A 25053-nucleotide genomic window follows, 5' to 3' on the forward strand; every position below is an offset into this window, starting at 1 on the left:
ATCGTCGCACGGGGTCGGCGCCAGCAGGGGGGTTCGCCCACCGTCACCGCTCCGATCGCCCGCGCCCCCGAGGACGGCGAACGGCCCAGGGGATCTCTCCCCTGGGCCGTCGCTCGTCAGGCGGTCAACCGGTCACCGGTGGACCTGTCGGGACGGTCAGCCGGCGGCGCCGGTATTCGGCGGCAGCGGCCTCTTGCCCGTGATGGTGACCGTCACCGAGGCCTTCGGGCCGTCAGTGCCGATCTGCGCGGTGTTGGTGAACTCCTCGAACAGGTCGCCCTGCGCCAGCCACACCTGCAGGCGGTAGCTGAACGAGATCGCCGTGCCCTCGGCATTCCAGGTGGCCTTGCCCAACTCGGTGCGCGGCTTGTCCGGCTGAGTCAGGTCGTCGAAGACCGTCACCTCCTTGTCGGTCTCACCGGCCACGTCGAACGCGACGGCGTCGCTGGCGTTGAGCGAGTGCTCGCCACCGGTCAGGTCGACATAGGTCACCTCGGCCGCGACGGTGGAGTCGTCGGCCTTCGTCGGGGTGCCGGTGCACGAGTAGGCGATGCTCGCCTCGTCGCCCGCCGGGACCACGACCTGCTGACCGGGCGTCTCCGGGTCGGCATCGCTGGCGGGCAGAGCGCACTCCATGCCAGCGGGGCCGGTCAGGTTGGCGATGGTCGCCATGACGTCGACCTCGTTCGGGTTGGTCAGCACGAGGGTGCCGCTCGCCCCGAAGCCACCGTCGCGGTAACCGGCAGGGATGGCGTCAACGACGTAGTCGAACTCGGCCTTGCCACCCTGGACGACCTTGCTTGTGGCGTCCACGTTCTTGGCGATCTCCCACAGGTACTCGCGGTCGAAGCTGCCCGCTCCGTCGATGCTCAGCCCGATCGGCGCCTGCGGGCAGATGGTCGCGGTTGCCGTGTCGGAGGCGAGCACCGACGACTCGGTGCGCACCATCGCTGCGGGTGCCCGGGCGAGGATGCGGGTCTGGACCCATGCCGTGTTCTCCACGACCTCGCACGCGGCGTCGATGCCCTCGAACTCGAGGGTGTACTCGAACATCGCGGGCGCGTCATCGGCCGAGACGATGCCGAGCAGTTCGGGCTCCGCATCGGCGTCGCCGAGGTCGTCCATCACGGAGACCGACTGGTTGCGCTCGTTCATCCATAGCTCGACCGGGATGGCCTCGGTGGTTGCCGAGCCGCCGTCCCAGGTGATGGTCGCCTGGTTCGTGAGGGTCTCGTAGTCGGCCTCGTCCAGCGCGGTGAGGTCGCACTGGTAGTTCAGCGTCACCGAGTCGCTGGCCGCGACGTCAACCTGGAAACCGTCGGCCTCCGGGTCGGCGTCCTCGACGTCACGGATGGTGCAGGTACCGGTACCCGCGCTGAGCGTGTCGGCGACGGTTGCCGTCACGCTGCGGAAGTCGTTCGGGTTCGTGACGACGATCGCCCCGGCGACGTTCCAGTTGCTGTCGGTGTAGCCGTCGACGTCGGCCGTCACGACGTAGTCGATGCTGGCCTTACCGTCGGAGTCCGCGGTGACGGTGTCGCTCTGGCCCTCGGCGAGGCTCTTGTCGATGCTCCAGCGGAACTCGCGCTGGTACGAGCCACCCGCCGTCTTGGAGACGGTGAGGTCGGCCTCGCGGCAGGCCTCGATCGTGGCGCTGTCGCTGCCGAGCGGCACGTCACCGCCCCAGATCGTCGCGATGTTGGGGAACTCCTGACAGGTGCCAGCCTTCTCGACGGTCCACGTCACCTCGTAGCTCTTGCTCTGCTCGCCGTCGGCGACCGAGACGCTCCACGCCGGATCGAACGTGAAGTTGCTGTCGGTGACGGTGACGGTGTCGTTGATCGGATGCTGCGACCAGCCCGACTCAGCAACGTCGACGACCTTGGTCGCCGAGGCCGCGGGAGTATGTGCGGCCGCGGCATCCCACTCGACCTTCGCCGTGTTGGTACCCGTGTAGTCCGGCTGATCCGTGAACGCGCACGCGTAGGTGAACACCACGCTCGACGAACGCGGGACCACGTACTGGAACCCGGCCTTCTCCGGATCGGCGTCGACGGCCGCGGCCTCGTCCTTCACACCCGTGACAGAACACGACGCGCCAGCACCCAAGGCCACCTCATCGGTGACCGTCGCCGAGACGTCCTGGAAGGAGTTCGGGTTCGAGACGGTGATCTCGCCCTCCATGACCCAGTTGCCGTCCTCGTGACCGGTCGGCGTCACCGTCACGTCGTAGCCGACGGTGACCTTGCCGGTCTCCTGGTCCGCGGTGAACGGCCCGTCGCCCTTCGGGGTCTTGGTGATGTTCCACAGGTAGGAGCGGTCGAACGAGTTGACCACGTTCTTGTCGACGGTCAGGTTGGCGCCGCGGCAGGCGTCGATGGTGGCCGAGTCGTCGACGGTGAAGCCGTCGTCGGCGACCAGGGTCGCCTTGTTCGGGAACGCCTTGCACGTGCCAGCGGCTCCGACGTTCCAGACCACGGAGTAGTCCTTGGTGACCTTGCCTCCGGCAAGGTCGACCGTCCACGGCTCAGGCACGGCCGGGTCGGTGATGACGGCGGAGTCATTCTTCTGCGTGACGACCCAGGCGGCCGCCGCGACGGGGGTGGTGCCCGTCACGCTGCCGTTGGGGCTCGCGATCGCCGCCTTGTCCCAGGTGACGGTGGCGGTCGCGGTGCCGGCGTAGGACGGCTTGGTCGGGTAGCTGCAGGTGTAGCCACGGGTGACCGAGGCTCCCTTGGGGACCAGGATCTGGAAGCCGGGGGTGGCGGCGTCGGCGTCAGGCCCGGCGACGGTGCACACCGATCCGCCACCGAGGTTGTCGGCGACGGCGACCGTGGCGAGCACGTCCTGGAAGTCAGTCGGGTTCGTCACGATGACAGTTCCTGCCGACGTCCACGACTTGTCATCGAAGCCGTTCGGCTCCGCGGCGACGGAGTAATCGACGGTGACGTTGCCCTCGGCGTCGGTGTAGAACGGCCCGTCCGGGGCGACCTTGTCGATGCTCCAGGTGTGCCAACGCTGCAGCGCACCGGACCAGGTCAGGCTGGCGCTCAGGTCCTTGCCGCGGCAGGCCTTGATGCGCTCGGTGTCCGAGGTGGCGAAGCCGTCGCTTCCGGTCAGCGCTGCGGTGTTGTCGAAGTCCTTGCAGGTCCCTGCGGTCCCGACGTTCCAGGTCACCGAGTACTTCTCGGTGTGGGGCGAGTCGGCGAGCGCAACGGTCCAAGGCGCGGGCGCGTGGGCGTCGGTGAGGGTGGCGGTCTCGTTGTGGAGCGTCACCAGCCAGTCGGCCGCCTCGATCGGCGCGGTGCCGGTCGCGGTCGCGTTCGTGGTGTGCGCCGCGTCCTTGTCCCAGGCGACCGTCGCGGTGTTGGTGCCGTCGTAGGAGGGCTTACCGGTGAAGGCGCACTCGTAGACGAAGACGGCGGTGCCGGACGCGGGGACCGTGTGGGGCAGCGTCACCGAGGTGACCTGGCCCAGCGGGCCGACGACGCCGGTGATGGTGCACGTGGCCCCGCCGCCCAGGTCGGCGACATCGGTCGGGGTGACCGCGACGCCCTGCCAGGTGTTGGGGTTGGTGACGGTGATCCGGCCGTTGGCCTTCCAGTTGGAGTCGGTGCCTGCGCTTGCGGTGCTGACGACCTCGTAGCCGACCGTCACGTCACCCGTTGCCGGGTTGGCCGCGAAGGGCTGCTGGCCGGTGGCGTTCTTGACGACCGTCCATTCGTAGCCGCGGTCGAGCGAGGCCGAGACGGTCTTGCTGACGGTGAGGTCTGCGCCCCGACACACCTCGACGGTGGCATCGGCGGAGTCGACGAGGCCGTCGCTTCCCGTGATGGTCGCGTTGTTGGTGAACGACTGGCAGGTGCCCGGCTGGGTGACCTGCCATTCGACGCTGTACTCCTTGGACTGCTCACCGTCCGCGGCGTTGACGACCCAGGCCGGGTTGAACGTGTGGTGGTCATCGGTGACGGTGACCGACGCGTTCGACAGCGACGTGGCCCACGAGTCCCCGGCGATCGAGGCTGTGCCCGTCGCGGTCCCGGTCGGGGTGGCAGCTCCGACTCGCGGCCAGGTGACCGTTGCCGTGTTCACGCCGGTGTACCTTGGCTGGCTCGTGAACGTGCAGGTGTAGTCGAAGACGACGCTCTCGCCCTTCGGGATCACCCGGTCGACGCCGTTGACGACGGTGCAGGTCGCGCCGCCGCCGATGTCTACCTGGTCGGTGACGGTGGCCTTGACGTCCTGCCACGCGTTGGGGTTCTTGACCGTGATCTTGCCGACCATGGCCCAGCCGGAGTCGACGGTACCCGTCGGCGTCACCGTGACCTTGTACGTCGCGGTCGCCTTGCCCGTGGCAGGGTCGGCGTAGATCCGCTCGGTCGGGCCGGACTTCTCGACGTCCCAGAGGTAGGAGCGCTTGAAGGTGCCTGCCACGTTCTTGGTGACCTGCAGATCCTCCAGCGGCTTGTCGTCGTTGACCAGGGTGCAGACGACCTGGTCGCCGGGCGCGAGGGTCACCGACTTGTTCTGCAGGCTCGGGCCAGACATGGCCGTCCCGCGGTTCGTGCAGGTCAGCGCCGTCCAGTCGTAACCTGCGGCGCCACCGCTCTCGGAGATGGCGTAGCTACCGGGCTCGACCTGTCGGGTCGCGGCCGCGGTTCCGGTCACGACGTCGACCAGGTTGGTGGCGCCGCCCGACTTGACCGCGGACAGCTTCCAGGCGTCACCGGTCGCGGTGCCGCCGTTGTCGTTGGTGACCTTCTTGACCAGTTGCAGGGTGGCGCCACAGGTGAGGGTGTTGGTGAGCTTGACGGTCGTCTTCCCAGCGGGAAGCACGACGTTGAGGCCCGCCGCGGGCAGCACCCCGCTAGAGGTGCCGTTGGTGTACCGCTTCGACCCGAGCGTGCACTGTCCAAGACCGATGGTCTCGTTGATGTTGACGCTCGTCCCGATGGCGTACCCGTTGATGGTCGACCCGAACGCGGCGCTCTGTCCGTTCGGTAGGGGCGCAACCACGGGGCTGGCGGAGGCGCCGTACTGCGAGAGGACCGAGGCTGCGGCCGCGTGGGTGTAGGTGGTTCCGTTGATCACCCATTCCTTGTCGACCTGTAGCGACGCCGGGTTCGCCTTGTTGGTGAATGTGCAGGACACGTTGTCGTTGACGACCAGTCCGGTGAGGTTGAGGCTCGGCCCAGTCATGTTCAGGGTCGTCGCGGTTCCGTCTGCATGGTTGACGACACATGCGCCTGAAGCGAAGGAGTAGTTGGGCTTCGACTGGGCGTTCTCGGCGACGTTGAGCGAGACGCTTGCGGTCTCGGCGGTCATGGCGAGCGTCCAGGTCGCCTTGCCTGGCGCGTTGCTTCCCGAGCCGGTGACCTGCGATGTCTGGCTAGGGGTCAGGGTCCCGGTGCCGGCGCTCGGCGTGCCCGGGACGGCGGTGACGGTCCATCCGCTGTCGGGGGTCGGGTTCTGGCCGTTGACATCCGTGACGACCTTGGTGATGGAGATCGGCACCTGGCAGGTCGCGGCGGACGCGATGTCCTTCAACTGGGTGTTGAGCACGTCCCAGTCCGCCGTCTGGAAGTAGTCGCTGTTGACGGCCGAGCCGGAGATGGCCCGCAGGTTGCGGGCGACGTCACCGGAGACGGCGTTGCCGACCCCCACCGCCACGAGCCTGGTGTTCTGCTTGATGGCGTTGGCCGAGTAGATCGCGGCCTCCAGGGACCGCTGGGTCACGTCGTAGCTGTTGACCGACGTCGAGCCCGATCCGGTCGAGGTCGCGATGTAGTTCGGGGCGCCGTCGGTGATCATCAGCACGAGGTCATATCCGTGCGTGGCGTTTGCGGCGGCCACGGTGCGGAGGCCGCGGTCCCAGTTGGTGGACTGTGTCCCAGTCGTCGACGTGTTGATCCGGCTCTCCAACGTGCTCCGGTTGGCCGCCGTCAGCGCCATCGGCACCGGGTAGTTGGTCGTGCCGCCCGCAGGCGAGTCCGTGCCGAACGTGAACAGGGAGATGGACGAGTTGGTGTTCATCAGGGAGTCGTAGAGCCCGCCCGAGCCGATGATGGCGTTCTTGTAGGTGGTCCGCTGGCTAGACGAGATCGAGGCGGACAGGTCCATCAGGAGGGCGACCTTGAGTCCCGCGGTGCAGGTGGAGATCAGTGGGGGGTTGTTCAGGGAGTTGGCGACCGCGCCGAACGAGCCGAGGTTAGCGGAGGGCTGGCTCCCGACGCGGGGCATGTCGATCGTGGAGTTGGGCGACATCGACGGGGTCAGACCGAGTTGGTACGCCACGTCCGACGGGCCGTTGTAGCTACCGGTGCGCAACTGGTCGGAGAAGTACGCGCCCGAGCCTGCAGCGGTCTGGACCACCCAGAATTGCTTACGTGCGTTGGCGCCGCCGTTGTTGGTGTTGGGCACGTTGATGATGCAGTTGCCATCGGTGGTGATCGTGCAGGTCGCCCAGGAGTCCGACACGGGGTTCTGGGGTCCGGCCGCCTGGGTGGTGTAGGTGTAGAGCTGGAATTTCGCGCCCACCGTGTTCGCGTAGTTGGTTCCGACGGTGCCCGCAGTGCCGAGCGGCTGTGCCGTCACGCGAGCGGTCACCCGGATGTCGGTCGAGGTGTTGGACGCCAGCGGCATGATGTCGGCCGGCGCGGCGAGCGCACGGGGAGCGGCGTCGGGCGTCGGCGACGGCTCACGCCCGTCGCCCTTGGACGCGTCCGCGGGGGCGTCTGTATTTTTCGCGTCCTTTGGCTCGGCCGGGGACTGTTCGGCGGAGGCGCTCGGCGATGGGGTCGGCTCCACCGACGGAGTCGCCGAGGTGGTCGGTGTGGGCGTCGGTTCATCCGCGCGTCCGACCAGCGGCTGCGCGGCGATGGCTGTCACCAGCACGCACGCGGTCAAGAATCTCGAAACGGCATTAAACGTCGGCAACATGGCCACTCCCCCAGTGTGCGGGGACCACGGCACGGCCCCCACCTGCCGCTGAGTATAGGGGGGCGCGCGGCGGCGCGGCAACGGATGTTCGAGCATTGGCTATAGACAATGCGCCTTGTCCCTAGTGAATGCGGAAACGAACCGACGGAGATCCGTCTCACGTGCCGGACAGGCACGCGGCTCCGCGACCCGATTCGGGGTCGCGGAACCGCGTCGTCACTGTTGCCGGGTCCTCCGTCCGGCCGTCTCAGCTTCGGCTACTCATGGGCGCCTCGCAAGGCACGCCGCGGCGGCGACGACGGCAAGGAACGGGAGCAGCGCGACGGCGTCCCCCTGCCCTTCCGCGCCTGTCTTCGGTGGCGTCGGCTTGGCCCGCAGCACTGTGACGGTGGTCGAGGCCTTCGGGCCGTTCTCGCCGATCTGCGCGGTGTTGGTGAACTCATCAAACAGGTCGCCGGAGGCCAACCAGACCTGGAGCCGGTAGGCGAACTGTGTGGCGGTGCCCTCCGCGTTCCAGGTGGCCGTGCCCAACTCGGCGCGCGGTTTGGCGGGCTGGGTCAGGTCGTCGAAGACCGTCACCGTCTTGTCGGTCTCACCGGCGAGCGCGAAGGCGACGGGCACCGTCGCTGACAGGGAGTGCTCGTCCCCGGTCAGGTCGACGTAGGTGAGGGTGACGGACGCCGCTGATGCGTCGGGAGCGGCCGGGGTTCCGGTGCACCGGAAGTCGACCTTGGTTGTCCCTTCGGCGGGGACGACGACCTGGAGGCCGTCAGCCTCGGGGTCGGCGTCGGTGGCCTCGGCGGAGCACTCCATGCCCGCGGGGCCGGTCAGCGTCCCGAGCGTCACCGAAACGGCCTCGGTGTTCTGGTTGGCGAGGGTGATCGCCCCGGCCGCCGCGTGGCCCGCGTCGCTGAACCCGTCGGGCAGGGCCTGGACGACGTAGTCGAACTCGGCCTTCCCGTCCGCGGTCACGGTCTTGGACGCGGCGTCGACCGTCTTGGTGATCCTCCAGTGGTAGTCCCTGTCGAAGGTGCCAGCGCCCTCGAGCGCGAGCGTCAGGGGCGACTGCGGGCAGACGCTCACCTCGGCCTCGTCGGTGGCGAGGGCGTGGTCGGGGCCTTGGCCTGCGTCGACGAGGACCGCGATCTCCGGTGTCACCGAGGGGAGGACCCACGCGGTGTTTGTCACCAGCAGGCATTCGGACTCGATGCCCTCAAGGTCGAGGGTGTAGGAGAAGGTGACGGGAGCCTCGTCTGCCTTGACGGTGCCGAGCAGTTCGGGTTCCCCGGCAGGGTCCCCGAGGTCGTCGTGGACGGCGACCTCACGGTTGGCGGCCCAGGCGTCCGCGTCGTAGGTGGCGAACGGGACCGGCACCTCGTCGGTGCTCGTCGCGCCGCCGTCCCATGCCACGGTCGCCGAGACTGCGACGTCGCCGTAGTCGCTCTCGCTGAGGTCGGCGAAGGTGCATGTGTACGCGGCGGGCACGACCTGCTCGGCCGCGATGTCGACCTGCACGCCGTCAACCTCGGGGTCGACGTCGACCGCGTCCACGGTGCACACGCCACCGTGGTCGGCCTGCACCTCGATGGTGGCCCGAACGCTCATGACGTCGTTCGGGTTGGTGATCTCGACGGAGCCGTCGGCCCGCCACTTGCCGTCGGTGTGACCGACCACCGAGACCGTTGCCTCGTAGTCGATGCTCGCGGTGCCGTCGGCCTTGGCGTAGACCTGTGCTTCCTGGCCCTCTGCGAGGTTCTTGTCGATCGACCAGTTGAAGGTCCTGGAGAACCAGGCGGATGCGTCGATGTCAGCGGTCAGGTCGGCCTGGCGACACGCCTCAATCGTCGCGGTCGACGAGTCGAGGGTCTCTGTCCGGTTCACGACGGATGCGGTGTTGTCGAAGCTCTGGCAGGTGCCGGGTTCGGTCACCTTCCAGGTCACCGGGTACTCCCGGGTTGTGGGCTCCCCGCCCGCCTTGACGGTCCAGGCAGGATCGAACTCGTAGAGGCTGTCCTCCACCGTGATCTCGTCGTTGATGGGCGTCTGGGTCCAGTCGTCCTCGACGATCTCGATCCGGTGCTGCACGGCGCCGAGGGGGGTCGAGGCGGCCTCGGCGTCCCAGGTCACCTTCGCGGTGTTGCTTCCGACGTAGTCGGGCTGTTCGGTGAACATGCATTCGTACTCGAAGACCATCGTCTTCGACCTCGGGATGACAACCTGGAAGCCGTCCTTCTCGGCATCCAGGTCGACGGCGGCCGGGTCATCCTTGGCGCCCGTGACGGTGCAGGTCGCACCCTCTCCGAGCGCGACCTCGTCGCTCACCGTTGCCGTCACGTCCTGCCAGTCGTTCGGGTTGGTGACGGTGATCTCGCCGTCCATCTTCCAGTTGCTGTCCGCCGAGCCGGTGTTGGTGACGGTCACGTCATAGGTGACGGTGACGTTGCCGTCGGCATCGGTGGCGTAAGGGCCGTCGCCACGGGGGGTCTTGACGATGTCCCACAGGTAGGTGCGGGCGAACGAGGTGACGGCCTGCTTGTCGATGGACAGGTCGGCGCCGGCGCACGTGGTGACGCTCACCGAGTCCTCGAGGTCGAGTTCGGTGATCGCGGCGGTGTTGTCCTTCGTCGAGCAGGTGCCCGGATCGGCCCCGAGCGCGACGGAGTAGCTGCGCGAGAGCGTGCTGCTCGGGCTGTCGGTGTCGTAGGTGATGGTCCAGTCGTCTCCGAACTGGGGGAAGGTGTCGGTCACCGTGATGGTCTTGTTGACGTCGGTGCCCGTGAACGCGACGGGCGCACTTGCCGTCGCCTTGACCGTGCCTGCCTCCTCGGGATGGTCGACGCCGTCCTGGTCGGCCGGGTAGTCGGCCGCGCTCCAGGTGACGCTCGCCACGCTGTTGACGCCGGTCACCGCAGCACCCTCGCAGGTGTAGGTCAGCGAGGTGACGCCCGCGGGGAAGTCGTGCTGGATGCCGGTCGCGCCCGGGTCGGCGTCGGTGGCGTCGATCGTGCATACGGCGTCAGCGTCGTTCTGCAGGGTCACGTCGACGGTGCCGCGCATCGGCTGCTCGTTCGGGTTGGTGATCTTCACCGTCCCCGTGACGCCGAGGTGCGTCGTCGTCACTCCGGCCTGCCCCACCCTGACCGTGTAGGAGTAGGTGGCGGCGGTGTCTCCCGGGACGTTCTGATGCGTGGTGTTGACCAACTTCTCGATGGTCCACGCGTACTGGCTGCTGTACGCGCCGGTGGCGGTGTTCGTGATCGTAAGCGGCTTGAAGGGGAGCGGGTCGACGAACTCCACGGTGGTCGTCTCGAAGAAGGCGAGTTGGACGATCTGGGCGCGGTCCTTCGGGAGCAGGTAGCCCTCGGGTGCGGCGACCTCCTCGACCGTGAACTCGCCCTCATCCTCGGACTTCAGACCGATGATGCCGTCCCGGTCGTCGAGGTCGGCGGCCGCGCCGTCCTTGACGGTGAGGGTCCCGATTCCCGTGGCCGGGTTGGGTGTGATGGTGAAGGTCGCGCCAGCCACGAGATCGCCCTGCTCATTGATCTTCTCGATCGAGAGGACCGGACAGTCAACAGGGACCAGGGCCGAGAAGCGTGCGCGGTCACCGAGTTGCGACTTGTCCTCGTCGGAAGCTCGCGTGCGGATGTCGATCTGCTCGAACGCTACCCGGTCGCACTTTCCCGCCCCGGCGTCGGTCTCGACCTCGGTGATGTTGATCCCGAGCTCGAAGAATTCGCTGACCGCCAGGCCGGGCAGCTCAGTGGCATTGTCGGAGCCCACGATCGCGCCCGCGGCCGCGAAGCTCACCCAGTTCGCGCCGTTCCAGCGGCTGACGCTGGAGACGTGGAAGGCCCCACCGCCGCCCTGGGACACGCTGACGAGGAGGTCCCCCTCGGTCCTGGTCGGCTGGAGTTGGCCGGCCGGGGCCTTCACCTGGTTCAACTCGACGTTGTAGTTGACGCTGCCGGTACCGGAGGCGCGGGTCATCGACAGGAACAGGTACTGCTTCCCGTCAACGATCCGGCTGTACCAGCGGATGTGATCAAAGTCGCCCTTGGCAGGCGCGGTCCCAGGAGCGGCCGCTTGCCAGCCGTCGGGCTCGTTCTCCTTGCCCTTCAGTTGGGTGGCGTCCTCGAACCCGTCGAAGAACTCGCCGTATGTGATCTCCGGGGAGTCCCAGTCCAGGCCCGCCGGGCTCATCGTGCCCGGTGTCAGGTCGCCGTCGATCTCGAAGCCGCCCAGGAGCGTCCCGGTCGCGGCCCTGACCGCGGGCGCGTCCGCCGCAGCGGGCTCGACCGCGTCTGCCAGGGGCTCGACGGGCGCCGGATCCTCGACCGGCTCCTCCGACGGCTCGTCCGTGACGGGCGGCTCAGGGGAACTGGGCTCCGTGACGTCGGTCCCCGGGGCGGCTGGCTCCGGGGCGTCAGTCTCCGGGGCGGCCGGCTCGGTCTCGACGGCGTCAGGGGCGGGCTCCTCGCTCGCTGCAGGGGTCTGCACAGGTTCCGTCGGGGCCTGCTCGTCTGCGATCGGCTCGGCGCTCGGGGATGCACTGACCCCCGGCGTCAAGTCCCCCGGTTCATCGGCGCGCACCACCACCGGCTGGGCGGCGATCGACAGCGCGAGGGTACACGCGACTAGGAGACGAGAAACGACGGAAAATGTAGCTGGCATTGCCACTCCCCAAGATGGTGGGCGCCAGGCGTGGGGCCCACGGGTTTCCCGATACTCAATCAGCGATTGGCCTGACCTTCAACGAGCTCGCGGCGGCCAGGATCGGGCTCGAAGTGCTGCGAGGCAAGTCAGACAAACGGGCGACGAAGGCCCCATCCGCAGGGGTGAGCCCGCTCCGCGACAACCACCCACCACGGGTCACCCCGGGAGCGGCCTCGGGGCGACGAGGCGACGCCGAACCGGGCGCTTCCTGAACCTCTGAGATGCGAACCCTCAGGGCGTCCGTCGGATGGGCGCACCAGAGGGCCGGAGTTGAACCCGGGGCTCCGTCACCCCTACGAACGAGCGGGCGCCTCCGCGCCGCCGGCTCCGGCACATCGCCGCGGCAGCGGGGTCCGCGACGCCCACATCTGGCTGCGTCCAGGCGCGCGTTAGGGCGGTGGAGGGCCCAGGCCTTTGCTGTCGCACATGGAGGAGATCTGGCATCGGGCGACCACAGCTACCGCTTGCACCCTCACCCGGCAACGACCGGCACCTTCGCGTCTGAGAAGATGTTGCCACGTTGTCTCGAGGAGGATCGATGCCGGAGTTTCGCTATGTTGACATGCTGCCGATCGGGGAGGATGAGACCCCCTACCGATTGCTGACCGCAGAGGGCGTCGAACTGATCGACGGGCCCGAGGGTCGCACCTTCCTGAAGGTCGCACCCGAGGCGCTCACCCTGCTCGCAGAGACGGCCATGCACGACATCGCGCACTACCTGCGCCCCGCGCACCTGCAGCAGTTGCGCAACATCATGGACGACCCGGAGGCATCGCCCAACGACAAGTTCGTCGCGCTCGACCTGCTGAAGAACGCCAACATCGCCGCGGGTGGCGTGCTCCCCATGTGCCAGGACACCGGCACCGCCATCATCATGGGCAAGCGCGGGCAGCAGGTCCTCACGGACGGCACCGACGAGCGTCCCCTCAGCCTCGGCGTGTTCGACGCCTACACCAAGCTGAACCTGCGCTACTCCCAGAACGCTCCCCTGACGACCTGGGAGGAGAAGAACACAGGCTCCAACCTGCCCGCCCAGATCGAGCTCTACGCCGACACCGCTGAGGGTCACGAGAACTCCTACAAGTTCCTGTTCATGGCTAAGGGGGCGGCTCGGCGAACAAGTCGTACCTGTTCCAGGAGACCAAGGCCGTCCTGAACCCCGACTCGATGATGAAGTTCCTCGAGGAGAAGATCCGCGCGCTCGGCACCGCCGCCTGCCCGCCCTACCACCTGGCCATCACGATCGGCGGAACCTCGGCGGAGTTCGCGCTCAAGACCGCCAAGTACGCCTCCGCCAAGTACCTCGACACGTTGCCGGGCGAGGGGTCGATGGCGGCAAACGGCTTCCGCGACCGCGAACTCGAGGAGCAGGTGCTCGAGCTGACGCGCAAGCTCGGGATCGGCGCCCAGTTCGGCGGCAAGTACTTCTGCCACGACGTGCGCGTCATCCGGCTGCCCCGCCACGGCGCGTCGCTGCCGATCGCCATGGCGGTGAGCTGTTCGGCCGACCGGCAGTGCCTCGGCAAGATCACCCCCGAGGGCGTTTTCATCGAGCAGCTGGAGACCGAGCCCGCGCGCTTCATGCCCGAAACGGTCGACGCCGACCTGGACGCGGAGACCGACGGCATCACCGGCACCGGCAAGGGCGCGGTCGTGCGGATCGACCTCACCAAGCCGATGCCCGAGATCCTCGCCGAGCTCAGCAGGTTCCCCGTCAAGACCCGAGTGTCCCTGACCGGCCCCTGATCGTCGCCCGCGACATCGCGCACGCCAAGATCAAGGAGCGTCTGGACGCCGGCGAGGAGATGCCGCAGTACCTGAAGGACCACCCCGTCTACTACGCCGGGCCAGCCAAGACCCCCGAGGGCATGGCGTCGGGCTCCTTCGGGCCGACCACCGCCGGCCGGATGGACTCCTACGTCGACCAGTTCCAGGCCGCGGGAGGCTCGATGGTGATGCTCGCGAAGGGCAACCGTTCGCAGGCCGTCACCGACGCGTGCGACGCTCACGGCGGCTTCTACCTCGGCTCGATCGGCGGCCCCGCCGCCCGGCTCGCGCAGGACTGCATCAAGAAGGTGGAGGTCGTCGAGTACGAGGAACTCGGCATGGAGGCCGTCTGGAAGATCGACGTCGAGGACTTCCCCGCGTTCATCGTGGTCGACGACAAGGGCAACGACTTCTTCGCCGAGGTCAACAAGCCCCTCGTGCTGACCATCCCCAAGCGCGAGGGCATCTAGCCTCGGGCCCGCTGGTTGAGCCGCGCCAAGGCGCGCAGCGCCGCAGCTCGCGTCGAAACCAACTCCCGCCCGCGCGCAGAGCCGACCACAATCGGACCCCTCGACAAGCTCGGGGAACGGGGTCCTGCCAACCTCACGAGGGTTTCGACCGATGTCGACCGCTCCGCGCCCGACATGGCTCAACCAGCACACCGTGGGTTGAGCCGCGCCAAGGCGCGAAGCGCCGCAGCTCCCGCCGACCGTGGGTTGAGCCGCGCCAAGGCGCGAAGCGCCGCAGCTCGCGTCGAAACCAACCACCAGCGACAGGCCTACCCGACCGCAATCGGACCCCTCGACGAGCTCGGGAACGGGGTCCCCTGGGCATCTCACGAGGGTTTCGACCGATGTCGACCGCTCCGCGCCCGACATGGCTCAACCAGCACACCGTGGGTTGAGCCGCGCCAAGGCGCGAAGCGCCGCAGCTCGCGCCGACCGTGGGTTGAGCCGCGCCAAGGCCCGAAGCGCCCCAACGCCCGCCGACCGTGGGTTGAGCCGCGCCAAGGCCCGAAGCGCCCCAACGCCCGCCGACCGTGGGTTGAGCCGCGCCAAGGCCCGAAGCGCCCCAACGCCCGCCGACCGTGGGTTGAGCCGCGCCAAGGCACGAAGCGCCACAGTTCGCGTCGAAACCAACCACCAGCGACAGGCCCACCCGACCGCAATCGGACCCCTCGACGAGCTCGGGGAACGTGGTCCCTGGGCATCTCACGGTGGTTTCGACCGATGTCGCCCGCTCCGCGCTCGACATGGCTCAACCAGCGGGGCTCACGACGTTCGACCGCTCCTCATGCTCAAGCGGCAGATGGCGCCCCCTTGACGATGTCTGCCTGGCGCGGATTTCCCCCGACTTAGCGGACCCCGAAGTGACCGGTTTGTGACCGCTTTGTTATGCGTTTGTGACCTTCCTACCCGATCCGGGTGGTCTGACCAATAGCCCGGTTTCTCGCTTCCTTCTGCACGGGTTTGTTCTGCGACGCTCGAAAAGGCGCGCAGCAGGAGCTGTCGCCCCACCCCAATCAGTGGAGAAAGATGTTCACCACAGACGTAGCCACCGTCAGACAACAGGCCCACACCGGGTCGCTGCCGCCAGACCCCGTGGTGCGGGAGTTGGTCGCCGAAGCCCACTCCCGTTACAGCGACCACTCCCAAGGCGCCATCGCCGACTACATCCCGATCCTGGCCAAGGCCGATCCGGCGTGGTTCGGCGTCTCGCTCGTCGCGGTCGACGGCCGCACCTACGACATGGGCGACACCGAGATCGCGTTCTCGATCCAGTCGATCTCGAAGGCGTTCGTGTTCGCCCTGGTCGCCGAGGCCCTCGGCCACGAGCAGATCCGCGAACGCGTCGGCGTCAACAACACCGGCCTGCCGTTCAACTCGGTGATCGCCATCGAACTCAACGACGGCAGCCCCTTCAACTCGATGGTCAACGCGGGCGCCCTCGCCACCACCGCCCTGATGCCGGGCGAGACCTGCGTCGAGAAGTGGGAGGCGATCCGCACCGGACTCTCCCGGTTCGCGGGCCGTGCGCTCGAACTCGACGGCGACGTCTACCGCTCCGAGGCGCGCTCCAACTTCCGCAACCGCGCGATCGCGCTGCTGCTGCAGAGCTACGGCCGACTCGATCACGACCCCCTCGCGATCGTCGACGTGTACACGCGGCAGTGCTCCCTCTCCGTCACCGCGACCGACCTCGCCGTGATGGGCGCAACGCTCGCCGACGGCGGCGTCAACCCCGTCACCGGCGAACGGGTCGTCTCGGAGGACGTGGCCCGCGACACGCTCGCGCTGCTCGCCTCGACCGGCCTGTACGAGAACTCTGGCGCCTGGCTGTTCGAGATCGGGATGCCCGCCAAGTCCGGCGTCTCGGGCGGCATCGTCGCGATCGCCCCCGGCAAGGGTGCCGTCGGCACCTTCTCGGCACCGCTCGACCCCGCAGGCAACAGCATCCGCGGGCAGCGCGCCTGCGCCTACCTTTCCCGAACCCTCGGACTCAACCTCTTCGCCTCCCAGGCCGAAGGGCATCAAGGAGAAACCAATGACTGAACAGACCCTTACTGAACCTGTCGAGGCGGAACGCACCGCCGTCGACGCAACCCGCCGCTCCTGGGTGCCGATGATCGGCCTCTTCCTCGCCCAGGTGCTGATGTCGTTCAACGTCGCGGCCCTGCCCATCTCGCTCGGCGGCATGGTCAAGGACTTCGGCGTCCCCCGACCGTCGCGGGCTCGACCATCGTGGTCTACGGCCTCGCCGTCGCCGCGCTCGTGATGACGGGCGCCAAGCTCGGCCAGCGGGTCGGCTGGGTGCTGGTCTTCCGCATCGTCGTGGTGATCTTCGCGGCCTCCTCCCTCATGATGATCTTCTCCCCGACCGTTGAGTGGGCAATCGCGGGTCAGGTGCTTGCAGGCGCCGCCGCAGCCATCATCGTCCCGGCCCTCGTCGCCCTGATCGCCGAGAACTACATCGGCACCCAGCAGGCGACCGCCGTCGGCACGCTCGGCTCCGCCCGCGCGTTCTCCGGCCTCAGCGCATTCCTGATCGGCGGAACGCTCGGCACCTTCGTCGGCTGGCGCCCCATCTTCATGATCACGCTCGGCATCGCGGTCGCCGTCTTCGCCCTCAGCTTCAAGCTGCGCTCCGACAAGGGCCAGAAGGACGTCACGATCGACGTCGTCGCATCGGTCCTGATCGGCGCGGCAATCGTCTCCCTCACGCTCGGGTTCAACAACCTCAACGGGTGGGGCATGCTGATGGCCAGCCCCGACGCCCCGTTCTCGCTTGTCGGCGTCTCCCCCGCACCGATGCTCATCGTGCTCGGCATCGTGCTCGGCCAGGCCTTCTTCATGTGGACGCGTCGTCGCACCAAGCGCGGCGAGGTCCCGCTGGTCGACCTGAGCGTGCTGCGCAAGCCCACCGAACGGGCCGCCGTCTACGCCATGTTCACGATCGTCGCGATGGAGGCTGCCGTGAACTTCACGGTGCCGACCTACATCCAGATCGTCCAGGGCCGCACCCCGTTCGACACCTCGCTCGCCATGATGCCGTTCAACCTGACGGTGTTCGTCACCGCGACGCTGATCGTGCGCCTCTACCGTCACTTCACGCCCCGCACCATCGCCCTGATGGCGTTCGGCCTGACCACCGTCTCCTTGGTGTGGCTGTCCATCGTCGTGACGAACAACTGGGAGACCCTTCCGACCATCATCGGCCTGATCGTCTTCGGCATCGGCCAGGGATCGCTCGTCACCCTCGTGTTCAACGTGCTCGTCACCGCCGTTCCGAAGAGGCTGGCCGGCGACGTCGGCTCGATCCGCGGCACGACCCAGAACCTGGCCTCCGCGCTCGGCACCGCCGTGGTGGGCGCCGTGCTCGTGACGGTGCTCAGCTTCGGCGTGACCCAGTCCGTCGAGGCCCACCCGGAGCTTCCGCAGGAACTGGCGGCGCAGGTCGACCTGGACAACATCAACTTCGTCAGCAACCAGGATCTGCGAGACACGCTTGAGGAGACCACCGCCACGCCCGAGCAGATCGAGGCGGCCGTCTCGCTCAACGAGGAGGCCCGCCTCTCCACGCTGCGGATCGGCTTCCTGATCCTGGCCGGCGTCAGCGCGATCGCCGCCATCCCCGCGTCCAGGCTGCCGCGCTACCGTCCCGGTGACATCCCCGCCACCAACTGACGGCCGCAGCGTCGGGTCGGACGGTCCCACCGGACCGGCGACCCGACGCCGGCGCCGTGATCTCCGCCGGAGGGCGGTCGAGGCCCTACCGCCTACGACCGCCACCCGGCGGGGATCTCTGCGTTTCGGGCAGCGGACGCGACCCGACCCGGTTTCGCGGCCCGGCGACCCGACGAGTAGGATCGCCGCTCCGGGACGGCGCCTTGCGCGCGCCTTCCTTGGTCAGGGGAGAGTGAGACGGGTGGCAGGCCCAGGGTTGGACAGGAACTTCAACCGGTTCTGGACGGGTGAGTCGCTTTCGCATTTCGCGGTCCAACTCGGTGCCGTCGCGATCCCCGTCATCTCCGTCGAGATCCTGAACGCGAGCGAGTCGGAACTCGGCTACCTCAACGCCGCCTCGACGGCCGCGTTCCTGATCCTGGGGCTGCCCGCGGGCGCCTGGGTCGACCGGTGGTTCAAGCGCCCCACCATGATCGCCGCGAACCTCGTCCGGGGCGTCGCCGTGGCCGCGGTCCCGATCTTGTACTTCACCGGGCTGCTGCAGTTGTGGCACCTGTACGTGATCGCGGGAGTGATCGGCATCGCCACGGTGTTCTTCGACGTCGCGTACCAGAGCTTCATCCCGATGCTGGTCGGGACGGGTGTGATCTCGCGGGCCAACTCGCGAATGGAGGCGACGGCGCAGTTGGCGCGACTGGCCGGCCCAGCGCTCGGCGGCCTGCTGCTGAAGGTGATCAGCGCCCCACTGCTGCTGCTCGCCGACAGCCTCGGCTACCTGGCGAGTTGGGGGTTCCTGCTCGTCACCCGCGACCACGAGGCCGAGTACCGGGCAGAGCGGCCCGCGGCTCCCCGCCGCAACCTCGTCGCCGAGATCCGAGAAGGGCTGAGCTTCGTGGTGCGACAGCCCGCGATCAGCCGCATCACGCTCGCCTCGTTCCTCAGCAACTTCGCCTCCACCGCCACCTACACGCTGGTGCCCATCGTTGTGCTGCGCCTGCTCGGCTTCACTCCCTTCGAGTTCGGGATGATCATGACGCTCGGCGCGATCGGGGGCCTGCTCGGCGCGGCGATGGCGGGAAGGGTGGCGCGCAGGGTCGGGGTCGCCAACGCGGTGCGCTTCTCCACCCTGTTCGGCGCCCTCGCCGTGTTCGCCTACCCGCTGGCGATGTTGATGGAGGGCAAGGCCGTGCAGTTCGTGGTGCTGATCGTCGGCTCATTCATCGGAAACGCCGCGATCCTGACCTACAACGTGACCCAGGTGTCGCTTCGTCAGCGGCTGTGCCCGCCGCACCTGCTCGGCAGGATGAACGCCTCGGTGCGGTTCATCGTGTGGGGCATCATGCCGATCAGCGCCATCGCCGCCGGGTGGCTCAGCCAGTTGATGGGGGTCGGCAACTTCCTGTGGCTGACCGCCTGCCTCGGCACCCTCGGCGTGGTCCCGCTGCTGCGCCTGCATCGCCACATCCCCGCCTGACGAGCGGCCAGATGAGAGTCTTCTCATCCCTTGGGCAGTGCTGTCCTCATGCTGGTCGCGTTGAGTGGGCGACGAGGAGGAACACGGATGCAGAAGAAGTGGGTCATCGCCGTCGGGCTGCTGGCGCTCATCGGCCTGGTCGCGGGCTGGGTGTTCGCGATGATGGTGCGCACCGAGACCGAGCCTCCGCGGCAGTCGGCCATCGTCGTGACAAAGGCCCCAGAGCCGACCCCGACGGTCGAGTCGCCGACGCCGCCCTCCGGCACTGCGTCGCCTCCGGCCACGCCCGCTCCATCTCCGAGCCCGTCGCCGAGCGCCTCACCGACGGCGCCCGAGACCGTGACCCCTGCCAAGCCCCAGTCGGTCGACGACGACGATGACCTGGATGACGACGACGACCCCGATGACGATGACACGGACGATGACGATCCGGACGATGACGACGACTGAGCGCCGCGTCGCCTGATCATCGGCCACCCCGGACCCCGACTGGCTCGGCGCCGTTCGTCGAGCTTTGTCGAGACGTCCGACACCACCCGGCAACGGGACCCTTCGACAAGCTCAGGGAACGGCCGGCAGGCTCAGGAAGCAACCCGCTCGTCGAGCCTGTCGAGACGTCCGACACCACCCGGCAACCGGACCCTTCGACAACCTCAGGGAACGGCCGGCAGGCTCAGGAAGCAACCCGCTCGTCGAGCCTGTCGAGACGTCCGACACCACCCGGCAACCGGACCCTTCGACAAGCTCAGGGAACGGTGGGCAGGCTCAGGGAACGGTCGGCGAGATTCCGATGCGCGGCGCTCACACCAGCCGGTAGCCCATCCCGCGGACCGTCTCGAAGCGGTCCCTCCCCAGCTTTCCGCGCAGGTAGCGCACGTACACGTCCACCACGTTCGATCCGGGGTCGAAGTCGAAGCCCCACACGTTGCTGAGTAACTGCTCCCGGCTCAACACCTGGCCCGCATTGCGCAGGAAGGTCTCGGCCAGCGCGAACTCGCGGGCGGACAGGTCGACCCACTTCCCCTCGACGCCCGCCTTCCTGGTGCGGTAGTCGAGCGTCAACCCGTTGTGGCTGAGCTGTGTCGAGTCTGAGGCAGCGTCATGGTTGTCGCTGCGCAGCCGCAGCCGGATCCTGGCCAGCAGTTCCTCGAACGAGAACGGCTTGGGCATGTAGTCGTCCGCGCCGCCCTCGAGCCCCGCGACCCGGTCCTCGACTGACGAGCGCGCCGTCAGCATGATCACCGGGACACCGACGCCCTGGCCGCGCAGCCGCTCCAGCACCTCGAAGCCGTCGATGTCGGGGAGGCCAACGTCGAGGAGGACGAGGTCGAAGTTGCCGTGCACCGCGAGCGAGACGGCCTCGAGTCCCGAGGCGCACTGGTGCGAGGTGAAGCCAGCCGCCTTCAGCCCCTTGGCGATGAAGGAGGCGATCCTGGCCTCGTCCTCCACGATCAGTACTGTGCTCACGTCTCCGGCTCCTTCGTCGCTGGTTCAGGGGTGGGGGCGATGGGCACCACCAGGGTAAACGTCGACCCCTCGCCGTGCCTGGACTCGATGTCCAGCCGACCCGAGTGGGCCGCGAGGATCGACTCCACGATGCTCAGCCCCAGGCCGACGCCATGCTGCTGCGTCGCCTCGCTGCCGCGACCGAACCGCTCCCGGACGCGCTCGATCTGGTCGGCAGGAATGCCGATGCCCTCGTCCGCTACCCACAGGTGGGCCTCCCCGCGGTGCACGCGGGATCCCAGTCGGATGACCGTCGACTCAGCGGAGTACTTGACGGCGTTGGCCGCGAGTTGGAGCCAGGCCTGGGTCATCCGGGTCGGGTCGATCCAGGCCTCGGTCGCGGCGACGCTGTCGAGCCCCCACTGTCGCTGTCCCAGGGTGCGGGCCTTCTCGAACGTCTGGTCGGTGAGCGTGGCGAGGTCGGCCCAGCGGGGCGTCACGAAGTCCGGCTGGCCGGCCTTCGCGAGCACCAGCAGGTCGTTGACGAGGCCGCCCATCCTGTCGAGTTCGTCGATGGCGAGGTCGCGGGTCTGGGTGACGTCGGCAGGATCGCTCGGGTCGACCAGTTCGAGGTGCCCCCGCACGACGGTGATGGGGGTGCGCAGTTCGTGGCCGACGTCGTCGAGGAGGCGCTGCTGCCCCTCGACGGAGCGCTGCACCCGGTCCAGCATCCCGTTGATCGTGGCGGTCAGCGACGCAAGCTCGTCGGCGCCACGGACGGGAACGCGGCTTGTCAGGTCGCCCTCGTCGATCGAGTCGGCCGCGACGCGTAACTCGTTGATGGGGCGGAGCAGCCGACCGATCAGGGGCCAGGCGACCGCGGCCGCGAGCCCGATCATGGCGAGCGCGACACCCGCGTAGATGAGCATGGTGGTGCGCAACTGTCGGTACTCTCCCGCCACGTCGACGACGCGGACGAAGGCGCCCTGCTGCGTCGGGTAGACGACGGGCGCCACGAGCGCGCGGTATTCGCGCTCCGCCGTCGAGATGCTCGTCACGACGACCTCGTTGCCGAGCGCGAGGGGGCGAAGTGCGGCGACGAGTTCGAGGTCGTGTTCGGGGCGGAGGTCGACGTCCCTGGCGACCAGGCTGACCCTGTCACCCACGAAGGCCAGCATGCCCTCCGTCTGGCTCACCATGGCCCGGCTCAGGAAGGTGCTGAGCAGTTCCTTGGGCCCCGCGAAGGGTTCGCCGGTCGCCGGGTCGAGGCCGTTGTCGGCGAGTTTGCGCAGTTCTCCGGCGGACCGCATCAACTGGTCGTCCATGGCCCTGCCGATCTCGCGGTTCTGGACGGCCGCGACGATGGTCCCGGACGCGATCAGGGTGAGCGCGGCGAGCAGGATCATCGGCAGCATGATCCTGGTGCGAAGGCCTGCCTTCGCGCCGTCGGCTTCGGGCGTCATGGCACCATCCTGCCCAACGCGCACGCATCCATGCCCGACATCGTCTCGGACGAAGGGTCCCAGCCGATGAGGTGGCACTGAGAGATCTCTCATCTGCGCTCCCCGGGGCGGAGTGGACAAGCATGAGGATCCTCTCACCGTGGCACGCGTGCCGCCCTCATGTGGGGGCTGTGTGATGGAGACACAACCAAGCACAAGGAGAACTGACATGGCATGGAAGAAGTCCACCCCCTGGGTCCTGGCCGGAGCCTTCGGCGTCGCCGCCGCCAGCGGAGGCGCGCTCGCGTCGTTCGCCGACCCCGCGACCCCTTCGCCCACCGCCCCGGCGACCAGCACGACCCGCCCGGTGCTGCCGCAGTCGGTGCTGTCGGCCGTCTCGGCCAACTCCCCAGCATCTGCCTCCCCCGCCCCGACGGCAGACCCGACGTCGTCCGCCAGCAAGGTCGCGGCGGCCAGCGCCGTCTCCGCCGCGACGGCCGCCTCCCCCGCGAGCGCGGCGAGTGCGGTGTCGGCGAGCAGCCCCGTCTCGGCCAAGACCGCCGCGAGCCCCGTCAGCCCGATCTCGCCCGCAAGCGCGGCATCCCCCGCGTCCCCGGTCAGCCCGATTTCGCCTGCCAGCCCGGCGTCCCCGGTCAGCCCGGCATCCCCGGTCAGCCCGGCCTCGCCCGCCAGCCCGGCATCCCCGGTGAGCCCGGCGTCGGCCGACTGATTGAACTCCTGGGGTGGCCTTCCCCCTGGGCCGCCCCAGGCCTGACCCGCTCTGACTTCGCTCTTCGGCGAGCAGAGCGATGTCACTCCCCGGGACTCCACTGTGGCGCTGCAACGGGGGAGGACCTGAGCCTCACACCAGCGTCTCGGCGCCCATCACGACGGTGCGCTCGGGCGGCAGGTGGAACACGTTGGTCCTGGAGGCCTCATTCGAGGCGAGCCACAGGAACAGCCTGCGTCCGAAGCGCGGAAGCTTGCTCTGCTCGCTCGCCGTCACCCGCAGGATCGACAGGAAGTAGCGTGCCTCGTCCGGGTTGAACTCCAACTCGGGCGACTTGCCCAACGCCCAGGTGAGCGCCTTGGGGATGTCCTGCGAGTCGTTGAACCCGACCCGGTAGCTGACGTGCACGATGCCGTCGTCGTCGTAGCCGAGATCGTGCACCGAAACCCGGTCGACGTGGCGCACGTGCGGGACGGTGTCGTTGACGATGCTGACGATGATGACCTTCTCGTGCAGCGCGTTGTTGAACTCGAGGTTGTCGCGCAGCGCGAGGGGCGTGGTCTCCCGATCGGGATGCGGGAACACCGCAACGCCCGGCACCCGGTTGAGCTTCGCGGTGCGGATCTCCTGCACGAAGTCGTCCAGGGGCCCCTCGAGCGCGGCGCGGGCCTGGGCCCTGGCACGCCAGCCGACCTGCCAGGTGAGCATCACGACGATCACGATGCCCGCGATGAGCAGCGGGATCCAACCGCCCGAGGCGATCTTGGTGACGTTGGCAGCGAAGATCACGAGCTCCACCCCGCCGATCAGGATGGTGACGGGCAGCATCTTCCAAGCGGGCCAGTGCCACAGGAAGCGCGCCGTGAAGAGGAACAGCACGGTGGTCAGCAGCAGCGTGCCCGTTACCGCCAACCCGTAGGCGGTGGCGAGCCGTTCGGAGGACTGGAACACGGCGATCAGGACAAGCACGCCAACGAACAGGATCCAGTTGATGGAGGCGATGTAGATCTGGCCCGACTCCTCCTTGGAGGTGTGCCGGACGTTGAGGCGGGGCAGCAGCCGGAGCCGGGACGCCTGCCGCGACACGGAGAAGGCGCCCGAGATGACCGACTGGGACGCGATGACGGTGGCGGCGGTGGCGAGCAGCACCAACGGGACGCGCGCCCATTCGGGTGCGAGGTGGAAGAACGGGCTGGCCGATGTCGCCGGGTCGCCCAGGATCATCGCGCCCTGGCCGAAGTAGTTGAGTATCAGGCAGGGGAACACCACGGCGAACCAACTGAGCCGGATCGGGCCGGCGCCGAAGTGGCCCATGTCGGCGTAGAGCGCCTCGGCCCCCGTGATGCAGAGCACGATGGCGCCCATCGCGATGAACGCGATCAGCGGCCGCTCCGCCGCGAAGAACAGGGCGTGGTGCGGAGAGATCGCCGCGAGGATCTCGGGATGGTCGAGGATGTGTGGCACGCCGAGCACCGCGATCACGATAAACCAGACCAGCATGATGGGCCCGAATGTCCGGCCGACCTTCGACGTCCCGAAGCGCTGCACGGCGAACAGCGCCGTCAGCACCAGGATCGCGGCGGGCAGCACCCACTCGGCCGCCTTCGGGGTGACGAGGTCGAGGCCCTCGAAGGCCGACATCACCGAGATCGCGGGGGTGATCACCGAGTCGCCGTAGAACAGGCCGGCCCCGATGATGCCGAGGATGGTGGCGACGGCGACCAACTTCTTCCTCCCTCGGAGCCGCCCGCGCAGCAGCGCGACCAGCGCGAGGATGCCGCCCTCGCCGTCGTTGTCCGCCCGCATCACGAGCAGCACGTACTTGGCGGTCACGATGATGGTGACGACCCAGAAGACAAGCGAGATGACGCCGTACACGTCGGCGGGGGTGGGCTCGACTGCGTTGTGGTCGAGCGAGAAGACGGTCTGCAGCGAGTAGAGCGGGCTAGTGCCGATGTCACCGAAGACGACGCCAAGTGCCCCGACCGCCAGCGGCACCTTCGCCCCGTCACGCGGCTTGTCCGGCTCGGGCGGGATGGCGTGGCGGGGAAGCGGCGACCCTGGGGTACTCACATGGGCAATGCTGCCCCACTCCCACGGCAAATATCGCGATCTCGCCACCAGCGCCGCCCGCCCACTCGCGGGGCGCGATCATCCACTGCTGACTACCCTTTCGCCGTCGATCGAACCGCGGGTTGGCTGCGCGTTGAGCAGTAGTCGGTGTTCGTTCCTGACGCGGCACGACTTGATCGTTCGAACCACGGACGAGTTACGGATGCTGCTCAACGCTGAGTCGAGCACCCACATCCGCTTCGCGACCCCGGCTCAGGCCGTCCGACGTCCAGATCTCCCAGT

The 25053-nt window shown here is 68.3% G+C and carries 12 protein-coding genes and 1 pseudogene; 8 read left to right on the forward strand and 5 right to left on the reverse strand.

Features of this window, described 5'->3' with window-relative positions:
* Positions 1–156: 156 nt before the first annotated feature.
* Entirely contained in the window at positions 157–6894 is a 6738-nt protein-coding gene (locus BW730_RS12805; RefSeq protein ID WP_077686590.1) for a VWA domain-containing protein, read from the reverse strand.
* A gap of 306 nt (positions 6895–7200) precedes the next feature.
* Positions 7201–11613, reverse strand: coding sequence for a prealbumin-like fold domain-containing protein (locus tag BW730_RS12810; RefSeq protein ID WP_145952857.1), 4413 nt, complete (start codon positions 11611–11613; stop codon positions 7201–7203).
* 739 nt (positions 11614–12352) lie between these two features.
* On the opposite strand from BW730_RS12810, the pseudogene BW730_RS20515 reads away from it, so the two are divergent.
* From BW730_RS20515 to BW730_RS18625, 7 genes and pseudogenes are all read left to right on the forward strand, one after another.
* Positions 12353–13401, forward strand: a pseudogene (locus BW730_RS20515) (fumarate hydratase).
* Positions 13402–13442: 41 nt separating this feature from the next.
* On the forward strand, positions 13443–13892 hold the full coding sequence (locus BW730_RS20520; protein WP_471248209.1) for a FumA C-terminus/TtdB family hydratase beta subunit: 450 nt from the start codon (positions 13443–13445) through the stop codon (positions 13890–13892).
* A gap of 1065 nt (positions 13893–14957) precedes the next feature.
* Positions 14958–15974 carry a glutaminase A gene (glsA, locus tag BW730_RS12820; protein ID WP_077686592.1) on the forward strand — a complete coding sequence of 339 codons (1017 nt, stop codon included), beginning with the start codon at positions 14958–14960 and terminating at the stop codon, positions 15972–15974.
* On the forward strand, positions 15967–16197 hold the full coding sequence (locus tag BW730_RS19425) for a hypothetical protein (RefSeq protein WP_226996792.1): 231 nt from the start codon (positions 15967–15969) through the stop codon (positions 16195–16197). The genes glsA and BW730_RS19425 overlap by 8 nt, the downstream gene beginning before the upstream one ends.
* A complete protein-coding gene (locus tag BW730_RS12825) occupies positions 16164–17606 on the forward strand; it encodes an MFS transporter (RefSeq protein WP_237267965.1) in 1443 nt (480 codons plus the stop codon). Before BW730_RS19425 ends, BW730_RS12825 begins: the two co-directional genes overlap by 34 nt.
* A 241-nt stretch (positions 17607–17847) precedes the next feature.
* The gene (locus BW730_RS12830) at positions 17848–19080 is read left to right on the forward strand and encodes an MFS transporter (RefSeq protein WP_158522659.1); all 1233 of its coding nucleotides are present in this window, start codon (positions 17848–17850) and stop codon (positions 19078–19080) included.
* 87 nt (positions 19081–19167) lie between these two features.
* Positions 19168–19530, forward strand: coding sequence for a hypothetical protein (locus BW730_RS18625; protein ID WP_077686594.1), 363 nt, complete (start codon positions 19168–19170; stop codon positions 19528–19530).
* A gap of 351 nt (positions 19531–19881) precedes the next feature.
* On the opposite strand, the gene BW730_RS12840 is transcribed toward BW730_RS18625, so the two are convergent.
* Both BW730_RS12840 and BW730_RS19430 read right to left on the reverse strand, forming a co-directional pair.
* Complete coding sequence (locus BW730_RS12840) at positions 19882–20547, reverse strand: response regulator transcription factor (protein WP_077686595.1); 666 nt, start codon at positions 20545–20547, stop codon at positions 19882–19884.
* Complete coding sequence (locus BW730_RS19430) at positions 20544–21989, reverse strand: sensor histidine kinase (protein WP_077686596.1); 1446 nt, start codon at positions 21987–21989, stop codon at positions 20544–20546. Before BW730_RS19430 ends, BW730_RS12840 begins: the two co-directional genes overlap by 4 nt.
* A gap of 208 nt (positions 21990–22197) precedes the next feature.
* On the opposite strand from BW730_RS19430, the gene BW730_RS19435 reads away from it, so the two are divergent.
* Entirely contained in the window at positions 22198–22698 is a 501-nt protein-coding gene (locus BW730_RS19435; protein ID WP_077686597.1) for a hypothetical protein, read from the forward strand.
* A 132-nt stretch (positions 22699–22830) separates the two neighbouring features.
* Here the strand turns inward: BW730_RS19435 and BW730_RS12855 are convergent, their stop codons facing one another.
* Complete coding sequence (locus BW730_RS12855) at positions 22831–24735, reverse strand: potassium transporter Kup (RefSeq protein WP_418082051.1); 1905 nt, start codon at positions 24733–24735, stop codon at positions 22831–22833.
* Positions 24736–25053: the final 318 nt, after the last annotated feature.

It is taken from the genome of Tessaracoccus aquimaris (assembly GCF_001997345.1).
Lineage (GTDB): Bacteria > Actinomycetota > Actinomycetes > Propionibacteriales > Propionibacteriaceae > Arachnia > Arachnia aquimaris.

Bases quoted from the DNA above. Each gene is read 5' to 3' on its own strand.
- BW730_RS12810 (WP_145952857.1), bottom strand. From the start codon at position 11,613: ATGCCAGCTACATTTTCCGTCGTTTCTCGTCTCCTAGTCGCGTGTACC.
- glsA (WP_077686592.1), top strand. From the start codon at position 14,958: ATGTTCACCACAGACGTAGCCACCGTCAGACAACAGGCCCACACCGGG.
- BW730_RS19430 (WP_077686596.1), bottom strand. From the start codon at position 21,989: ATGACGCCCGAAGCCGACGGCGCGAAGGCAGGCCTTCGCACCAGGATC.
- BW730_RS19435 (WP_077686597.1), top strand. From the start codon at position 22,198: ATGGCATGGAAGAAGTCCACCCCCTGGGTCCTGGCCGGAGCCTTCGGC.
- BW730_RS18625 (WP_077686594.1), top strand. From the start codon at position 19,168: ATGCAGAAGAAGTGGGTCATCGCCGTCGGGCTGCTGGCGCTCATCGGC.
- BW730_RS19425 (WP_226996792.1), top strand. From the start codon at position 15,967: ATGACTGAACAGACCCTTACTGAACCTGTCGAGGCGGAACGCACCGCC.